The sequence below is a fragment of the Usitatibacter rugosus genome (assembly GCF_013003965.1).
GTDB classification, from domain to species: Bacteria; Pseudomonadota; Gammaproteobacteria; order Burkholderiales; family Usitatibacteraceae; genus Usitatibacter; species Usitatibacter rugosus.
The window spans coordinates 735,443-752,092 of sequence record NZ_CP053069.1 but is presented as its reverse complement, the minus strand read 5'-3'; the positions used below and the strand labels follow the sequence as shown (position 1 = coordinate 752,092).

The window sequence follows — 16,650 nt, the reverse complement described above, 5'->3', positions numbered from 1 at the left end:
TCTTAGTGGCCTTTGTAGATCTGGTCGATCAGGTCCTGGTGCTTTTCGCCGATGGGGCCGCGCTTCAGCTTCAGCGTGGGCGTGAGCATGCCGTTTTCCACCGTCCAGCGCTCGGGAACGATGGCGATGCGGCGAATCTGCGCGTAGCCGGGAAAGCCTTTCACGAGCGCGCCGACGCGGGCGGTGAGCGCCTTCTCGTCGACCGGGCCCTTCGCGGCCGCTTCCTTGCTGAGGACGACGAGCGCTCCGAGGTAGGGCTTGCCCTCCCCGACGATCATCACCTGCTCGAAGAGCGGGTCCAGCTGGACGGCGAGCTCCATGTCCACGGGCGGCACCTTCTCGCCGTTGCCGAGCACGATGATCTCCTTGATGCGCCCGGTGATGTAGAGGAAGCCGTTCTCGATCCGCGCGCGGTCGCCGGTGTTGAGCCAGCCCGAGGCGTTCAGCACCTTCGCCGTCGCCTCCTCGTTCTTCCAGTAGCCCAGCATGATGTTGGGGCCTTTCGCGAGCAGCGCCCCGGCCTCGTCGAACGCGATCTCCACGCCCGGCAGCGGGCTGCCGATGCTCGTGGGATCGTTCTTCTCGAGGCGGTTGCCGCTGATGATCGGCGCCGCCTCGGTGAGCCCGTAGCCCTGGCAGATCGGCAGGCCCAGCCCGATGAAGGTGTGCGAGATGCTCGGGTTCAGCGCCGCACCGCCGCTGATGCACAGGCGCAGCCTTCCGCCCATGCGGTCGAGCAGCTTCGACGCCACCAGCGACTTGAGCAGCGGCCACAGCAGGAAGCTCGGGTAGAACGCGCCGCGGCCCTGGCGCCACTCGAAGATCGCCCAGCCGGTGCGATGCGTGAGCTCGAAGAGCCGCTTCTTCATCGGCGAGGCATCGGAGAGGCTCGCGTGCACGCCCGCGTGCAGGCGCTCGAAGATGCGCGGCACGGAGACGATCACCGTGGGCCGGGCCGTCTTGAAGTCTTCCGTGAGCTGCTGCGTGGAGCGCGCGAACGTCACGAGGGCACCCGCGGTCATCGTGAGGTAATAACCCACCGTGCGCTCGAACATGTGAGACAGCGGGAGGAACGAGAGGAACACGTCGCTCGTATAGACCTGGTAGGCGCCGAGCGCGGACTTCACGTTCTGCAGCATGTTCTGGTGCGAGAGCATCACGCCCTTCGGCTTGCCGGTGGTGCCCGAGGTGTAGACGATGGTGGCCAGCGTGTTGCCACCTACTCGCACGGGTGGCGCCGTCGAAGGCTCTGCGGGGAGCCACTGCGCGAGCGAACGCACGCGAGGATCGTCCCCACTCACGTCCTTCACGGTGACGATGCGCTTCAGCGTCGGCGTGCTCGTGGCGACCTCGCGAAGGCGCTTCACGTGCTCTTCGCCCTCCACGAGGATCACCTGGACGCCCGCGTTGTCGAGGATGTAGGCGAAGTTCTCCGGCCGGTCCTCGACGTAGAGCGGCACCACGACGATGCCTTCGGCGTGCGCACCCTGGTCGAACGCCACCCAGTCGCAGCAGTTGCGAAGCATGATCGCCACGCGGTCGCCGGCCTGGAGGCCTTCGGCGAGCAGCGCCGCGCGGACGCGCCCGGCGTCGCGGGCGATCTCGGACCACTTGTGGCCGCGCCAGGTCTGGATCGAGGGGTCGTACTCCCGGTAGGCGAACGCACCGGGCGTCAGCGCGACGCGGCGCGCGAAGACATCGGCGATCGTGTCGGCCGGTTCGACGGGGACCGGATGCGGCATGCGGACGCTCATTTCGCCTCCCGTGCGCGCTCGATCCGTTCCGCGAGGTCCGGATGGGAGGACAGGTAGGTCCACTCGGAGCCGCGGCGCTCGCCGTCCTTGTGGACGATCCGCGAAAGCGCCTCGAGGGCCGCGGCGTAGTCCCCCGGAGGACGGCCGGCGGCGCGCAGCAGGTCGACCGCGTAGGCGTCCGCCTCGCGCTCGTAGTCGCGCGAGTACCCCGACTGCACGATGATCTGCGGGGCCGTGCTCGCGAGCGAAGCGAGCGCACCCGCGTCGCCCAGGAAGGTGAACGACAGCACGGCGTAGAGCGATCCGCCGATCACCACGCGCAATCCGTGGCGGCGCTTGAGGTGGCCCAGCTCGTGGGCCATGACACCCACGACCTCCGCGTCGGTCATCGGCTTCACGAGGGCATCGGTCATGATCACCGTGCCGCCGGGGATCGCGACCGCGTTGGCGCCCAGCAACTTGCTCACGCGGAATTCCACGCGCGTCGAAGCGGGCAGCCCCGAAGCCGCCACGAGCGCCTGGAAGTCCGCCTTGAGGTCTTCGCGGCGTGCCGCTTCGAGCTTGCTCGGCTCGAAGAAGGCCCGGTCGATCGCATCCATGAAATCTCCGGAGAGGGCGGTTTCGGCCTCGTAGGGCAGGCGATCGGCAATGCGGTCCGCGGCCCAGGGAATGCCGTAGTAGTACCCGAAGACGCCCAGCCCCACGATGAAGGCGAGCGCCGCCGCGACGATGCGCGCGTGCGACTCCATCCGGTGCGCAAGGTCGGTCTCGAGCGGAACGCCCACCGCCGCATCGACCGCGTTGAAATCCGTCGCGACCAGCAGGCCGCCGTCCGGCAGCGCGATCCGCAGCGGCGTGCCGCCCACGCGGGGCAGGAAGCGCAGGTCCGGCAGCGCGGCCTCCAGGGCGATGCTCTCGCCCGCGACACGAAGGAGACCGCCCGTCGCTTCGGCGCGAACCGGGTGGCGGCGCGACGAGCGGCCGTCGAAGTAGTCGGCGTCGAAGGCGCTCACAGCGAGACGTCCACGTCGAAGAGCTCGCCCATCTCGTCGCCGGCGGCGCCGACGTTCTCGGAGACGCCGGCCAGCACGCCGTCCATCTCCCCGTCGCTTTCGAGGGCGAGGCACGAGGCGCGATAGCGCGCGGTGCGGATCACGGCCCACGGCACGAGCAGGCCGAAGGAGACGGCGATCGCGAGCAGGTTGCCGAAGTAGATCTTCGCCAGCCGCGAGGTCGTGAGCGTGCTCACGAATCGCACGCCCCCCTGCATCCGCGCCTGGTTGAACACGAGGTTCGCGACGTGGGACCGCGTATACGCCAAGAACACCGCGGCAACCCCGAGGTAGACGGCCTGCCACGCCACCATCAGCCCGGGGAGCGGCGAGAGCGAGGCCATCAGTGCGATCGGGACCATGCCGACGATCAAGAGGCCGAACGCGCCCACCGCCGCCGCGATGTAGATGCGGTAGAAGTCGCCCATCGGGAGGTCCAGCGCGAAGCGCGCCTCACCGAACGCGGCGTGACGCACGTGGAAGAGCTTGAGCGCGCCCACCACGCGCGGATACACGGCCGCGAAGGCGATGAAGGGCATGCTGAGGATGAAGAACTCGGTACCCGAGGCAGGAAGGGAGGACATGTTCCATCCGACGGCGATCCCGATCAGCGGCCACACGATCAGCGGGGCGATGGCCGCCAGCGCTTCGGGATACCGGCCGTGGAAATGGAAGCGCACGTTGCGGTGGCTCGTGTTCGCCGCGTTGAACTGGAGCGTGCGCACCACCAGCCACGGCGCCGCGAAGACCAGCGCCAGCAACAGCGCGTAGCCCACCTTGGGAAAGAAGTTGTCCACCACGGAATACACGATGAACGTGGCGACCGCGATGGCGCGGCCTTTCAGGATCGAGACCGGGTTGCCGTGATAGTCGAAGTTCGCACCGGCGACCCAGGTGTTGCCCGCGAAGTAGCGCTTCTTGCGGACCTTCGCCCACGCCGAATAGATCCCGAGCGTCACCACCGAGAGGAAGAGATTCACGATCCAGATGCGGAAGTACTCCCGCGCATCGCCGTCGAAACGGAATTCCGCGCGCCGCGACGGCGGCGTGGGAGGGAGGGAGGGGGTGGCCGTGTCCGGTGTCATGGCGGCGTGCGATCGCCTTCGCCCATCGTACGCTGCATGAGCACGGTGTCCACCCAGCGGCCGTGCTTGAATCCGATCGAGCGGAACGTCCCGGTGAGCTCGAAGCCGCAGGCGCGATGCACGGCGATGGAGGCGGCGTTCGCGCTGTCGCCGATCACCGCGATCATCTGGCGGTACCCGCGCTGTGCGCACGCCTCCACGAGCGCTTCGAGAAGCGCGCGCCCGATGCCCCGGCCGGCGAAACGCGCGTCGACATAGACCGAGTCCTCGCACGTGAATCGATAGGCGAAACGCTCGCGGTAGAGGCTGGCATAGGCGTAGCCGGCGATGGCGCCGTCGGCTTCCGCCACGAGATACGGGAAGCCCTTCGCGCGGAGCGCCTCGAAGCGGCGCTGCATCTCGGCCGCATCCGGCGCGTCGATCTCGAAGGACGCAAGCCCGGTGCGCACATGGTGGCCGTAGATCGCGGCGATGGCCTCGATGTCGGCCGCGGTGGCCTCGCGCAGCTTCATCGCACTTTCGTCCGGAGCCAGGCGAGCGTGTCCTGCCACAGCGTGTCGCGGCTGCGCTCGGAAAAGTAGCCGAAGTGCCCGACGGCGAGACGCGCCACGTCGGACGGACGCAGGTGGCGGCGCTCGAGCGCCGCGTTGGCGTAGAGGCCGTGCAGGTTGTCGATGGCGGGCTTCGTGATCAGCTCGTCGTCCTCGAACGAGTACCCGAGTAACGGCGCCTTCACGCGCAGGAACGCCTCGCGATACGCGGCCGATTCGCTCGCGATGTAGTCCGGGTGCAGGCACCACTTGCGCCACTGCGTCGCGACGCCGCGCGGGAGGTCGCCGACCACGCGCAGGGCCTTGCCCGGAAAGTAGCCGAAGATCGGAATGAGGAGCGGCATGAACACGAACCAGAGCAACCGGACCTGGAGCGGGATGCGATCGTTGTAGCGATAGTAACCGCTGCCCGCGCAGACGGTCACCGCCGCGCGCACGCCCTCGGCACCCGGCGTGACGCCGAGGATCTGGCCGCCCAGGCTGTGGCCCAGCACGCACAGTGGCAACGCGGGCGCGGCTTGGCGGGCCTCGGCGAGCATCGCCGCGACGTCGCGTTCGACCCAGAGCGAGATGTCGGCTTCGAAGCCGCGCATCGGCCGCCGCCTCGACCATCCCATGCCGCGGTAGTCGAAGGTGAGGACGTGCATGCCATTCGCGGCGAGGAATCGGGCGAGCGGGGCGTAGAAGTCCTGGCGCACGCCCATCGCGCCCGCGATGAGCACGCTGGCGAACGCGGGCTCCTGTGCCGCGAAGCGAGTGACCGCGAGCTCGTGGCCGTCCGCCGCGGCGGCGGTGCCGCGCTGCTCTTCCATCTCAGGATTTCTTGCGGGGCGTGACCCACATCGTGATCACGGCGCGGACGACCGTCTCGCCGGCGCGGTTCTTCACCTCCACCGTGACCGGCACGTCCTGCGACGCGCCTTCCGTCACCGCGCCCACGGTCGCGTGCGCTTCGACGTCGGTCTCGGCCTTCTTCAGGTACTCGACCTGCATGCCCTTCGGCAGCCAGCGCATCGACGCCGGGATCGAGATCTCCGTCAGCGTGCCCGCGGCCATCTCGGCCAGGTTGCACATCGCGATCGCGTGCACCGTGCCGATATGGTTCTGCACCGCACGGCGCTTCTTCATCGAGACGCGCGCGAAGCCCGGACGGAATTCCTCGATGCGCGGCGAGATCGAGCCGAAGTACGGCGCCTTCCAGCAGATCACTCTCGAGAAGAGTGCCTTGCCGAAGGGCTTGCCCTCCATCCGCTGCCACGCCGCTAGCGCTCTATTCACCTGTTGCTCCCGTGCCAAGGCGAAAGGCTCCCTCCGCAGATAAACACAGATAAACGCAGATGGACGCGAACCGCAATTTTGGGGTTTGGCCCTGCAAGGTTTATCCGCGTTTATCTGTGTTTATCTGCGGAGGGAGCCTTTCGCACTAGTTCTCTAAATGAGCTGCCAGCCCGCGTCAGCGGTGAAGCGTTCACCGTGGTGTTTGCGGAGTTCTTCGAGGATCGCCAGCAGCTCCGGCTTCCCGCGCTGCCGGATGTACTGGATCGGCCCGCCGCGATGCGGCGCGAAGCCGGTACCGAAGACGATGCCGGCATCGCAGAGATCCGCGTCCGCCACGATCTTCTCGCGCACGCACGCGACCGCCTCGTTCAGCATCGGCAGCACCATGCGGTCGGCGAGCGCCTTCAGGTCCACGCTGCCCGGGCCCGGCGAGGATTTCACCGGCTTGCCGTTCACCCACTTGTAGAAGCCCTCGCCCGATTTCTTGCCGAAGCGCTTGCCGTCCACGAGCGCCTTCAGCTTCTTCGGCACGATGGCGCCCGGCTTCGCGAGCTCCTGGCCGACGGCCCAGCCCACGTCGAGGCCGACCATGTCGGCGAGCTCGATCGGCCCCATCGGCATGCCGAAATCCTTCGCGGCGGCATCGATGGTCTCGGGCGGAATGCCTTCGTCCACCATCAGCATCGCCTCGTTGAGATAGGGCGTGAGCACGCGATTCACGAGGAAGCCGGGAGCCGACTTGCAGGGCAGAGGCAGCTTGTCGATCTGCTTCGCGAACGCCTGGCCGGCCAGCATCACGTGCTGCGGCGTGCGCGGGCTCTCGACGATCTCCACCAGCATCATCTGCGCGACGGGATTGAAGAAGTGCAGGCCCACGAGACGCTCGGGACGCTTCAACGCGTCGAAGAGCTCCTGCAGCGGGATGCTCGAGGTGTTGGAAGCCAGGATCGCGCCGGCCTTCATCTTCGGCTCCACCTGCGCGAAGAGCTTCTTCTTCACCTCGGCGTTCTCGACGATCGCCTCGATGATGAGGTCGGCCTTCGCGACGCCGGAGCCCGCGACGTCGGGGATCAACCGGTCCATCGCGGCCTGGATCAGGTGCGGCAGCTTCAGGCGCTTGGTGTAGAGCTCGTGGGCTCTCTTGATCGCGGGCGCAATGCGCTCGGGCGCCAGGTCCTGCAGCGTGACGGTGACTCCGCGAAGCGAAGCCCACGCCGCGATGTCGCCGCCCATCGCGCCGGCGCCGATCACATGCAGGTGGCGAATCGGAGGCAGGTCCGATTTGCCGAGCGCCTTCAGGCGATCCTGCAGCTTGAAGAGACGGATGAGGTTGGCGGTCGTCGGGTGCTTGAAGAGGCTCTGCATCGACGCGGGATGCTCGCGCGGGACGTTGCGCACGTCCCCGCCGAAATCGCGCCACAGCTCGACGATCGCATAGGGCGCGGGGTAATGATCGCGGCGCGCTTTCTTCGCGACCTCTTTGAGCGACATCTTCGCGACGAGATTGCGCACGCCGGGCCAGTCGGTCACCGCGGCCATGAACGCCGGCTTGTGCACCGAGGGTGGGGCCAGGAGGAACTGGCGCACGGCGTTCGGGAAATGGCGCTTGGGCGTCACGGCATCCACGAGGCCCAGCTTCTTCGCCTTGCGGCCGTCGACGCCGCGGCCCGTGAGCATGAGGTCCAGCGCCGCGGCGGCACCGATCAGCCTGGGCATGCGCTTGGCGCCGCCCCAGCCCGGCACGATGCCGATCATCACTTCCGGCAGGGCCATCTTGGTCTTGGGACCGTCGTCGGCGATGCGGTACTTGCAGGCGAGCGCCAGCTCCGTGCCGCCGCCCATGCAGAAGCCATGGATCATCGCGAGCGTCGGGAAGGGCAGGGCCTCGACCTGGTCGAACACCTCGTTGCCGAGCACGAGGAAGCGCTGGGCCTCCTCCGCGTCCTTCAGGCGCGTGAACTCGTCGATGTCCGCCCCGGCGGCGAAGCCGTTCTCCTTGGCCGAGAGGATGGCGAGGCCCTTGGGCGCCATCGAGCGCAGGTGCTCGCACATCTTGCGCAGCTCCAGCAGCGCCTCGGTGGAAAACGTGTTGGTGGCGCTGTCGGCGCGATCGAACCAGAGCCAGGCCAGGTTGTCCGCGTCGACGTCGAGCTTCCAGTGCGTGAGCTGCATTATTTTTTCTTCCGGATGTAGAGCGTCTTCTCGACGGTGGCGACGACCGCCCCTTCGCGATCCTTCAGTTCCACCGCGTACGTGGGCTCGAACTTGGCCCCTTCGGCCGTGCTCGCGATCGCCTCGTCCACCATCGCTTGCGTGACGACGAACTCCGCGGTGAGCGTGCCGTGGCCGGGCTTCAGGTACTTCACCGTGCCCATCTTGTCCCAGACCACGTAGTCGCGCCCGAGGTTGTTCATCATCATGACCATGTAGAACGGATCGGTCATGGCGTAGATCGAGCCGCCGAAGTGCGAGCCGACGTAGTTGCGATTGAGGAGCCGCATGCGCAGCTCCACGATCGCGTGGCGGAAATCGGGGGAAATCTCGCGGACCTTGACTCCCATTCCGCGGAATGGCGGCCAGAGGTTGAAGAGCCAGCGCATGCGGCGCGGGCCGAAGGTGAGCTTCGAGAGGAATCCCTGGGACATCGAAAATGGAACCGTTGTTTTTTAGGGGAAGGAAGGGAAGGAAAAGCGGAGGAGGGGAAGGAAAGCAGGGAATGGATGTTGTGAACTCGATTGGCGCCGGGATTCGTGACGACCTGACTCCTGCCTTTGCTTTCCTTCCCCTCCTCCGCTTTTCCTTCCCTTCCTTCCCTTTTCAATTCGGCCTATCTACCTACGCTCTCTCCAGCAGCATCGCCCCACCCTGCCCGCCGCCAATGCAGAGAGAAGCAACCGCCCTCTTCCCTCCAGTCCTCTCCAGCACCTTCAGCGCATGCAACACGACACGGGCGCCCGAGGCACCGATCGGATGGCCCAGCGCGATGGCGCCACCGTCGACGTTCAGCTTGGCACGGTCCACCTGCCCCACGCTGCCGCCGAAGTGCTCCTTCATGTACGCGGGATCGGCGAAGGCTTCCACGCAGCCCAGCACCTGGGCGGCGAAGGCCTCGTTGATCTCGATAGCGTCCATGTCCTCGAGCTTCAGGTGATTCCTCTGCAGCAGCGGCGTGATCGCATGCACCGGGCCGAGGCCCATCTCGGCGGGATCGAGCGCGCCCCAATGGGAATCGACGATCGTGCCCAGCGGCTTCAGGTTGTATTCGCGCACCACGTCCTCGGAAGCAATCACGAGCATGGCCGCGCCGTCGGTGATCTGCGAGCTGTTGCCCGCCGTCACGTTGCCGTAGGTCTTGTCGAACACGGGTTTCAGCTTCGCGAGCTTCTCGACGCTGGAGTCGCGGCGCAGGCCGTCATCGGCCGCGTACACGGTACCGTCGCCGTCGTAGAGAGGCTCGATCTCCTTCAGGTACCCATTGTCCTGGGCGAAGGCGAGGCGGCGGTGCGATTCGACCGCGTACGCATCCATCATCGGGCGCGTGATGCCGAAGCGCTTGGCGACGATCTCGGCGGTGGAGCCCATCGAGAGCTTCACCACCGGGTCGGTGAGGCCTCGCAGGATGGCGATCACGGGGGCCAGCTGCGAGAGGCGGAACCTCGTCGCGAGCGCGGCCTTCTGGCCGAAGGACTTGGCCGCGTACCACTGCGCGAGCCAGTTCACCATGACCGGCCCGTAGAGCAGCGGCGCGTGGCTCATCGCGTCGGTGCCACCGGCGAGCACGAGGCTCGAGCGGCCGGCGAGGATGTTCAGGTACGCGGTGTCGATCGCCTGCAGGCCGGAGGCGCAGTTGCGCATCACGGTCCACGCCGGGACCTTCTCGCCGCAGCCGACGCGAAGGCTGACCACGCGGCCGATGTTCGCCTCGTCGGCCGAGGGCATGGCAGCGCCGACGATCACCTCGTCGAACGCGGTGGCCTCGAACGGCTGGCGCGCGACCAGCGGGCGTGCCGCGGCGACGGCGAGGTCGGAACCCGTGAAGGGGCCGAGGCCCGTCTTCGCGCGCAGGAACGGCGTGCGCGCGCCGTCGACTACATGGACGCGGCGGTTTTCGGGGGCTGCCATTGCGTTTCCTCCGGGGAGTGGCGCGCGAGGTCGAAGGGATGGTCATCCACCTTGACGACGTCGTGGCGCAGGCGATCGGTGTACAGGAGGTGCTCGTACTCCTCCTTCGTGACGAGCCCCTGGTTCAGCGCGGCCAGGCGGCGCTCGGCCACGCTGCGCTGCGGGAGCTTGCCTTCCTTCTGCGCGGCCCGGATCTTGTGCTCGATCGGATCGGCCTTGATCACCGCTTCCATCGCGAACTCGAGGCGGCCCACGACGTCGTTCTCGTCGCGCGGGATGTAGGCGCCCGCGGTAAGGCGGTCGCGTGCCGCGCCCGGCGTGATGAGGATCTGCGCCACGCGCGAGCCCCACTTGTCGTACGGCGCCGTGAGCGTGAGGCCCTTCGGGAACACGAGGAAGCGAAGCACCCCCGCGATGAAGCGGTTGGGGAAGTTCGCGAGCACGCCGTCCATCGCCACCTGCATCTTGAAGAATGCGTCGTTCACGCTCCAGGTGAGCAGCGCGATGTCGTCCTTCTGGCGGCCCTCGTCGTGGAAGCGCTTGATGGTGGCCGAGGCCATGTAGAGCATCGAGAGGATGTCGCCCAGGCGCCCGGAGATCTTTTCCTTGCGCTTCAGGTTCCCGCCCAGCACGAACATCGACGTATCCGCGAGCAGCGCAAAGGCCGAGGAGAAGCGCGTCATCATCTGCAGGTAGCGCTTCGTCTCCGGAGAGCCCGGGACCGACACGCCCTTGGCGCCGGTGATGCCGAGCCACAGGGAGCGCGCCGCATTGGAGAGCGTGAACGAGAAATGGCCGAAGAGTGCCGCATCGAACGTGACGAGGTTGTTCTCGCTCGCCGCGCGGATCTCCTTCAGCACGAAGGGATGGCAGCGGATGGCGCCCTGGCCGAAGATGATCAGCGAGCGCGTGAGGATGTTGGCGCCTTCCACCGTGATGGCGATGGGGATCGTCTGGTAGGCGCGGCCCAGGTAGTTGTTCTTGCCGAGCATGATCCCCTTGCCGCCGTGGATGTCCATGGCGTCGTTCAGGATCGTGCGCATGCGCTCGGTCATGTGGTACTTGCAGATCGCCGAGATCACGCTGGGCTTCTCGCCGAGATCCAGCGCCGCCATCGTCATCCTGCGCGTGCCGTCCATCATGTACGTGTAGCCGCCGATGCGGGCGAGCGGCTCCTCGATGCCCTCGAACTTGCCGATGGGCGTCTTGAACTGCGAGCGCACGCGGGCATAGGCGCCGGAGGCGCGCGAGCCCAGCTTGCCGGCGGCCATCGAGAGCGACGGCAGCGAGATCGAGCGGCCCGCGGCGAGGCACTCGACCAGCATGCGCCAGCCCTTGCCCACCATCGGCTGCCCACCGATGATCCAGTCCATCGGAATGAAGACGTCCTTGCCGTGCGTCGGGCCGTTCATGAACGCGCTGCCGAGCGGCAGGTGGCGCCGTCCGATCTCCACGCCCTTGTGCGACGTCGGCACGAGTGCCAGCGTGATCCCGAGCTCCTCCTCGCCGCCGAGGAGCTTTTCCGGGTCGAAGAGCTTGAAGGCGAGGCCGAGGATCGTCGCGACGGGGGCGAGCGTGATGTAGCGCTTGTCCCACGTCATGCGGATGCCGATGACTTCCTTGCCCTCGTGCATGCCCTTGCAGACGATGCCCTTGTCGGGAATGGCGCCCGCGTCCGAGCCGGCTTCCGGGTTGGTGAGCGCGAAGCAGGGAATCTCCTGGCCCTTCGCGAGGCGCGGCAGGTAGTGGTTCTTCTGCGCCTCGGTCCCGTAGTGGATCAGCAGCTCGGCGGGGCCGAGCGAGTTGGGGACCATCACGGTGACGGCGGCGGCACCGCTGCGCGTGGAGATCTTGGTGACGATCTCGGAGTGCGCGAACGCGGAGAAGCCCAGCCCACCGTAGCTCTTCGGGATGATGATCCCGAGGAAGCCCTTGTCGCGGATGAACTTCCACTCCTCGGGCGAGAGGTCCATGTTCTCGTGCACGCGGTACTCGTCGAGCATGCCGCAGAGCTCCTCGACGGGCCCGTCGATGAACGCCTGCTCTTCCGCGGAAAGCCTGGGCACCGGGTAGGCGAGGAGCTTCGCCCAATCCGGTTTCCCGGTGAACAGGTCCGCGTCCCACCAGATGCTGCCGGCGTCGAGCGCTTCCTGCTCCGTCTGGGAGATCTGCGGAAGGACCTTCTTGTAGATGCCGAAGATCGGGCGCGTGACGATCGCGCGGCGGATCGGCTTCACCGTCGAGAGCAGCGCGAAGATCGCGACGGCGGCCCATACGATGCCGAGCGTGCCGAGCGGCACCGACGTGAACCACGTGAGGTACGCGGCGAACGCGGCGAGGCCGAGCGTCCAGGCGATGCCGTTGGCGCGGTGGTACGCGAGGATCCACGCGACGGCGATGACGCCGGCGAGGGTGGCGAGGATGGGAATCATCGGTGTATCTCCTTAGTCGCCCGAGACGAGCTCGAGCTTGCGCGTGTCGCCGACGGCCGGGGCCTTGAGGCCGGCTACGAGGAAGGGGGCCAGCCGCTGGATCAGCAGCTCGTCGTTGTCGCGTTCGTGGGGCATGGCTTGCTGGAGGAGCTTCAACGCGTCCGTTCCGGAGACCGTGTATGACAACGCCCCCATCACGAAGTGCAGGCGCCACGTGAGCTCCTGGCGGGTGAGGTGCGGCAGCGCCTTCAGGAACGCGTCCTTGAAGCGCGCGATCATCTCCGCGTAGTTGGCCGAGAGGAAATGGCGGATGAACGGCGCGGGATCGGCGTACGCGCGCCCGAGCAGGCGGAGGAAATGCTTGCCGCCGCGCTTCTCGTCCCGCGCGAGGCGCAGCGCCGGGATCAGCATGGCGGAGATCAGCTTCTCGCAAGAGACGGGCTTCTCGCCCGCGTCCTTCTCGAAGCGCGTGAGGAGGTCGATGCGCTCCTGGTTCATGGGGTCGAGGCGGCGCGTGAGAACCGCCTGGAACAGCTCTTCCTTCGACCCGAAGTGGTAGTTCACCGCGGCGAGGTTCACGCTCGCCGCCGAGGTGAGGCTGCGCAGGCTCGTGGCCTCGAAGCCGTGCTCCATGAAGAGGCTCTCGGCCGCGTCGATGATGCGCGACTTGGTGTCCTGCGAGGTGGTGTCGACGGGCGCCGCCTTGCGGGCGGGGCGGGAGGAAGGCATGCGCAGCTCCAGGGTCAAACGCTCGATTCAAACGCTCGTTTGAATCATCGTAGGCCGCGCCCGCCTCCCCTGTCAACGTGACGCGCGTCATAACGGACCCGATCCCCGCCGGCCTAAAGTGGGGGTGTGACCCCCAGCCTCCGAGACTCCCGGGACGCCGAAAACGCCGAGCGCGCGCAGCTCGCCGAGGCCCTCGCGCGGGCCCGCCAGTTCACGGCCGGATTCGACTCGCGCGAGTCGCTGAAGGCGGCGGGACAGGCGATCCGCCTCGCCCGCCGGCTGAAGGACCCGCGCGCCGAGGCGGAGGCCTTGCTGCTCGCGACCACCTCCCACTACCAGCGCGGCGACTATGTGTCGGCCGTGGCCAACGGCATCGATGCCTGCGCGACCTATCGCGTGAACGACCTCGAAGGCCGCTCGCATGCGTTCTCCGGCGTTGCGCTCGCGTTCTTCTCGGTGCGCGACTACAAGCGCGCGGAAGAGGCGGCTCGGCGCGCGATCCACTACGCGGCCCGGGACCGCGAATCGACGCTCGAAGCCACGGCGCGCAGCACCCTCGCCTTCGCGCTCGCCGAGGCGGGCCGTTTCGACGAGGCGCTGGCCGAGCTCGCCCGCGCGCGCCGAAGCTATCGGAAGGCCGGCGATACCGTGCGCATGAAGAAGTCGTCGTCCAACACCGGCCACACGCTGCGCAAGCAGGGCCACGCGCAGCTCGCGGCGCGCGAGACCGAGGCCGCGCGGAGGTCGTGGCGCCGCGCCGCCCGCTGGTACGGCGTCGCGCTCGGCATCGGGCAATCCCGGCTGGACGACGCGATCATCCAGGGCGCGTGGGCCGAGTGCCTGCTGATGCTGGAGCGCGTCCCCGAGTCCCTGAAGCGCGTGATGGCCGCGCAGGCCCTGCAGCAGCCGGGTGACCCGAAGCCGATCGTCGCATCGCTCGCGCTGTGGCGCGCGGAATGCGAGCGCGCGCTGGAGAACTGGACGGCGGCCGAGCGCCTGCTGAAGGAAGCCATCGACGAGGCCGACGCGATCGACAACGACGAAGTGTCCGTGGATGCGCGTGTCGCCATGGGACGCCTGTGCGAAGCACGCGGCGACACGCTGCGCGGCCGCCAGTGGCGCGCCGAGGCGAAACGGGTGGCCGAGGCGCAGGTGGCCTCCTTCGCCGAGTTCCGCCGCCAGATGCGCCCGCTGTGGGACCGGTTCCTGCGCACGGAGGATTGAAGGCGTCGGTTAAACTGCCCGCCATGTTTTCCCGCCTCACGGGCTTCGTGGCCGCCCTGCTCCTCGCCACGACCGCCCACGCGATCCTCGTGCGGCCCGACCGCGAGGACGGCGAATACCTCGAGCTCGCGACGCGCTACGAATCGGCCGTGGCACTCCCCGTCGGCGAGGGGGCGCTGATCGCCCCGCGCTGGATCCTCACCTCGGCGAACGTCGCACGCGCGCTCGATGCGCAACAACCGCGCGCGCGGCCCGTCATCGCCGGCAAGCCGCGCGAAATCGTCGAGGTGCGCATCCAGGCCGATCTCGCGCTGCTGCAGCTGCGCGAGCCCGTCGAAGAGCTCGAGCCCACGCCGATCCATCGCGAAGCGGACGAGGGCGGGAAGACGGTCCGCATTGTCGGCCACGGGTCGACGGGGCGCGTGGGCGACAAGGGGGTGAAGGCGAATCCCGCACGGCAAGGACGCGCGGCGATCAACACCGTGGATCGCGTGGGCTTGCGCACCTTTGCCGTTCGCCTGAAGCCCGCCGACGACGCCTCGGACCTGCAGGGCGCATTCGCAGCCGACGAACGCGGCGCTGCGGCCTTCTTCGAAACGAAGGAAGGCGGGATCTTCGTCGCGGGAATCGCGACCCTCACCGACGACGCCAACAACGACGGCATCGCCGGCAACATCGGGGACTGGCAGATCTTCGCGCGCGTCTCGGCGTATGCAGCCTGGATCGACGCGGCTACGGGCGAGGGCAAGCCGGCCGTCCAGGCCAAGACGATCGCATTCTCGTTCGACGACGGCTTCGATCCGCGAACGCAGCCGGAAGCGGGCGTGTGGAACACACGCATGCTGCGCGCGCTGGAGGCCGCGGGCATCAAGGCCGCCCTCTTCCCCGCGGGGCGCTTCGTCGATTCGCCCGACGGCCTGGCGCTCGTCCGCGCGTGGGGCGAGGCCGGGCACTCGATCGGCAACCACACCTATTCGCACACCGACTTCGACACGCTTCCGCTGGAGGCTTGCATCGCCGACATCGCACGCGGCGACGGCCTGCTCAAGGCGATGCCGCGCTTCAAGCCGTGGCTGCGATTTCCCTACCTGCGCGAGGGCGCCACGGCCGGGAAGCGCGACGGCATCCGCGACTGGCTGGCGAAGAACAGCTACGCGAGCGCTCCGATCAGCGTCATGACCGGCGACGGCTACTACTCGCAGCGCCTGGAGGCGGCCCTGCGCGCGCGGGCCGACCGCGACAACGATCCGTTCCGCCGCGCGTACGTCCGCCATCTGGTGGAGCGCGCCGCGTACTCCGACCGCCTCGCGCGCGACACGCTGGGCCGCAGCCCGGCCCACGTAATGCTGCTGCACACGAATCTCGCCAACGCGATGTTCCTGCCCGACGTGATCGCCGCGCTGCGCGCCGGGGGCTGGACGCTTGTCGACGCGGAGACGGCGTTCGCCGATCCGCTCTATCGCACGCAGCCGAAGGGATTGCCCGCCGGCAGCAACATCGTCGTCGAGCTCGCGAAGGACGCCGGGCGCACGGTACCGCCGGGCCCCGAGGACGACTACGGCAAGGCGACGCTCGAGGCGCTCGGCTACTAGGCTTCGGCGCGGCGGATCGGGAACTGCATCTCGACCACGGCTTCGTGCATGCGCTCGAGGTCCGGTGGCTGCAGGAAGTACTCGCGTCCGGGGCCGGCCAGCGCATCGCCTGCCGCCTCCAGGTGGCGTCCGATGCGAGCCGTGATGAGGTGCGCATCTTCCGGAAGCCCCACCCGAACGCAGACGGCCATTCGCTCCACCGCCTCGAGCTCGCGCACCTTGAGCGCCGCGTGGCCCTCGGCATCGACGGCCGCATCCTCATCGAGGACGAGGCCGAACTCGACGTCGATCTCGTCGTGCTCGAACTGCGGAGAGTGCGCGATCGCGACGAGCGTGCGGCTCGCGGGCCGGGGCACGAGCGATCGGGCCTGCTCGCGCAGCTCCACGATCAGCGAGCGCGCCGCGGCGAACGACGCCACCGTCCGGCGCAGGGACAGCAATCGGCGCGCGGGCTCGGAGCGAACGATGACGTCCTCACCCGAGAGCGCGCCGGTCGATTCCAGCTGCGCGATGCGCGTTTCCAATTGCCGCAGGCGCATTGCCTCGGCGGCGAGGGCCCGCTCCGCATCTGCCCGGCGCACGAGCAGCATGCTGCGCAGCTCCGCCGGCCCGACCTTCGATTGCAGGATGTCGCGCACCTGGTCCAGGCTGAACCCCAGCTCCTTCAGCACGATGATGCGGTTCAGCTCGGCCAGCTGCGCGACCTTGTAGTAGCGGTAGCCCGTGTGCGGATCGGCGTGGGCCGGGACGAAGAGCCCGATCTCCTCGTAGAACCGCAGCAGCCGCGCCGAGACGCGGGCGATGCGCGAGAAGTCGCCGATCCGGAACACG

At 68.1% G+C, this 16,650-nt stretch carries 14 protein-coding genes; 2 read left to right on the top strand and 12 right to left on the bottom strand.

Features of this window, described 5'->3' with window-relative positions:
- Positions 1-2: 2 nt before the first annotated feature.
- The 11 genes from DSM104443_RS03900 to DSM104443_RS03850 all read right to left on the bottom strand — a co-directional run bounded on the left by DSM104443_RS03900 (position 3) and on the right by DSM104443_RS03850 (position 13,003).
- Entirely contained in the window at positions 3-1,754 is a 1,752-nt protein-coding gene (locus tag DSM104443_RS03900) for an AMP-dependent synthetase/ligase (protein WP_171089640.1), read from the bottom strand.
- On the bottom strand, positions 1,751-2,767 hold the full coding sequence (locus DSM104443_RS03895) for a M48 family metallopeptidase (RefSeq protein WP_171089638.1): 1,017 nt from the start codon (positions 2,765-2,767) through the stop codon (positions 1,751-1,753). The genes DSM104443_RS03900 and DSM104443_RS03895 overlap by 4 nt, the downstream gene beginning before the upstream one ends.
- The gene (locus DSM104443_RS03890; RefSeq protein WP_171089635.1) at positions 2,764-3,891 is read right to left on the bottom strand and encodes a YjgN family protein; all 1,128 of its coding nucleotides are present in this window, start codon (positions 3,889-3,891) and stop codon (positions 2,764-2,766) included. Before DSM104443_RS03890 ends, DSM104443_RS03895 begins: the two co-directional genes overlap by 4 nt.
- Entirely contained in the window at positions 3,888-4,403 is a 516-nt protein-coding gene (locus DSM104443_RS03885) for a GNAT family N-acetyltransferase (RefSeq protein WP_171089633.1), read from the bottom strand. The genes DSM104443_RS03890 and DSM104443_RS03885 overlap by 4 nt, the downstream gene beginning before the upstream one ends.
- A complete protein-coding gene (locus DSM104443_RS03880) occupies positions 4,400-5,254 on the bottom strand; it encodes an alpha/beta hydrolase family protein (protein WP_171089631.1) in 855 nt (284 codons plus the stop codon). The genes DSM104443_RS03885 and DSM104443_RS03880 overlap by 4 nt, the downstream gene beginning before the upstream one ends.
- Position 5,255: 1 nt before the next feature.
- Positions 5,256-5,720 (bottom strand): hotdog fold domain-containing protein, encoded by a 465-nt coding sequence (locus DSM104443_RS03875; protein WP_212756925.1) that lies wholly within the window; start codon positions 5,718-5,720, stop codon positions 5,256-5,258.
- Positions 5,721-5,873: 153 nt separating this feature from the next.
- Entirely contained in the window at positions 5,874-7,892 is a 2,019-nt protein-coding gene (locus tag DSM104443_RS03870; protein WP_171089629.1) for a 3-hydroxyacyl-CoA dehydrogenase NAD-binding domain-containing protein, read from the bottom strand.
- On the bottom strand, positions 7,892-8,365 hold the full coding sequence (locus DSM104443_RS03865; protein WP_171089627.1) for a DUF4442 domain-containing protein: 474 nt from the start codon (positions 8,363-8,365) through the stop codon (positions 7,892-7,894). Before DSM104443_RS03865 ends, DSM104443_RS03870 begins: the two co-directional genes overlap by 1 nt.
- 190 nt (positions 8,366-8,555) lie before the next feature.
- Positions 8,556-9,842 (bottom strand): acetyl-CoA C-acetyltransferase, encoded by a 1,287-nt coding sequence (locus tag DSM104443_RS03860; RefSeq protein WP_171089625.1) that lies wholly within the window; start codon positions 9,840-9,842, stop codon positions 8,556-8,558.
- Positions 9,809-12,274, bottom strand: coding sequence for an acyl-CoA dehydrogenase (locus tag DSM104443_RS03855; RefSeq protein ID WP_171089624.1), 2,466 nt, complete (start codon positions 12,272-12,274; stop codon positions 9,809-9,811). Before DSM104443_RS03855 ends, DSM104443_RS03860 begins: the two co-directional genes overlap by 34 nt.
- Before the next feature lie 12 nt (positions 12,275-12,286).
- Positions 12,287-13,003 (bottom strand): TetR/AcrR family transcriptional regulator, encoded by a 717-nt coding sequence (locus DSM104443_RS03850; protein ID WP_171089622.1) that lies wholly within the window; start codon positions 13,001-13,003, stop codon positions 12,287-12,289.
- 126 nt (positions 13,004-13,129) lie between these two features.
- Here DSM104443_RS03850 and DSM104443_RS03845 point away from each other — a divergent pair, with 126 nt between their 5' ends.
- Both DSM104443_RS03845 and DSM104443_RS03840 read left to right on the top strand, forming a co-directional pair.
- Positions 13,130-14,227, top strand: a complete 1,098-nt coding sequence (locus DSM104443_RS03845) for an ATP-binding protein (RefSeq protein WP_171089620.1) — start codon at positions 13,130-13,132, stop codon at positions 14,225-14,227.
- Between the two features lie 23 nt (positions 14,228-14,250).
- The gene (locus DSM104443_RS03840) at positions 14,251-15,819 is read left to right on the top strand and encodes a polysaccharide deacetylase family protein (protein WP_171089618.1); all 1,569 of its coding nucleotides are present in this window, start codon (positions 14,251-14,253) and stop codon (positions 15,817-15,819) included.
- On the opposite strand, the gene DSM104443_RS03835 is transcribed toward DSM104443_RS03840, so the two are convergent.
- Positions 15,816-16,649 (bottom strand): MerR family transcriptional regulator, encoded by an 834-nt coding sequence (locus tag DSM104443_RS03835; protein ID WP_171089615.1) that lies wholly within the window; start codon positions 16,647-16,649, stop codon positions 15,816-15,818. The genes DSM104443_RS03840 and DSM104443_RS03835 overlap by 4 nt on opposite strands.
- Between the last annotated feature and the right edge of the window lies 1 nt (position 16,650).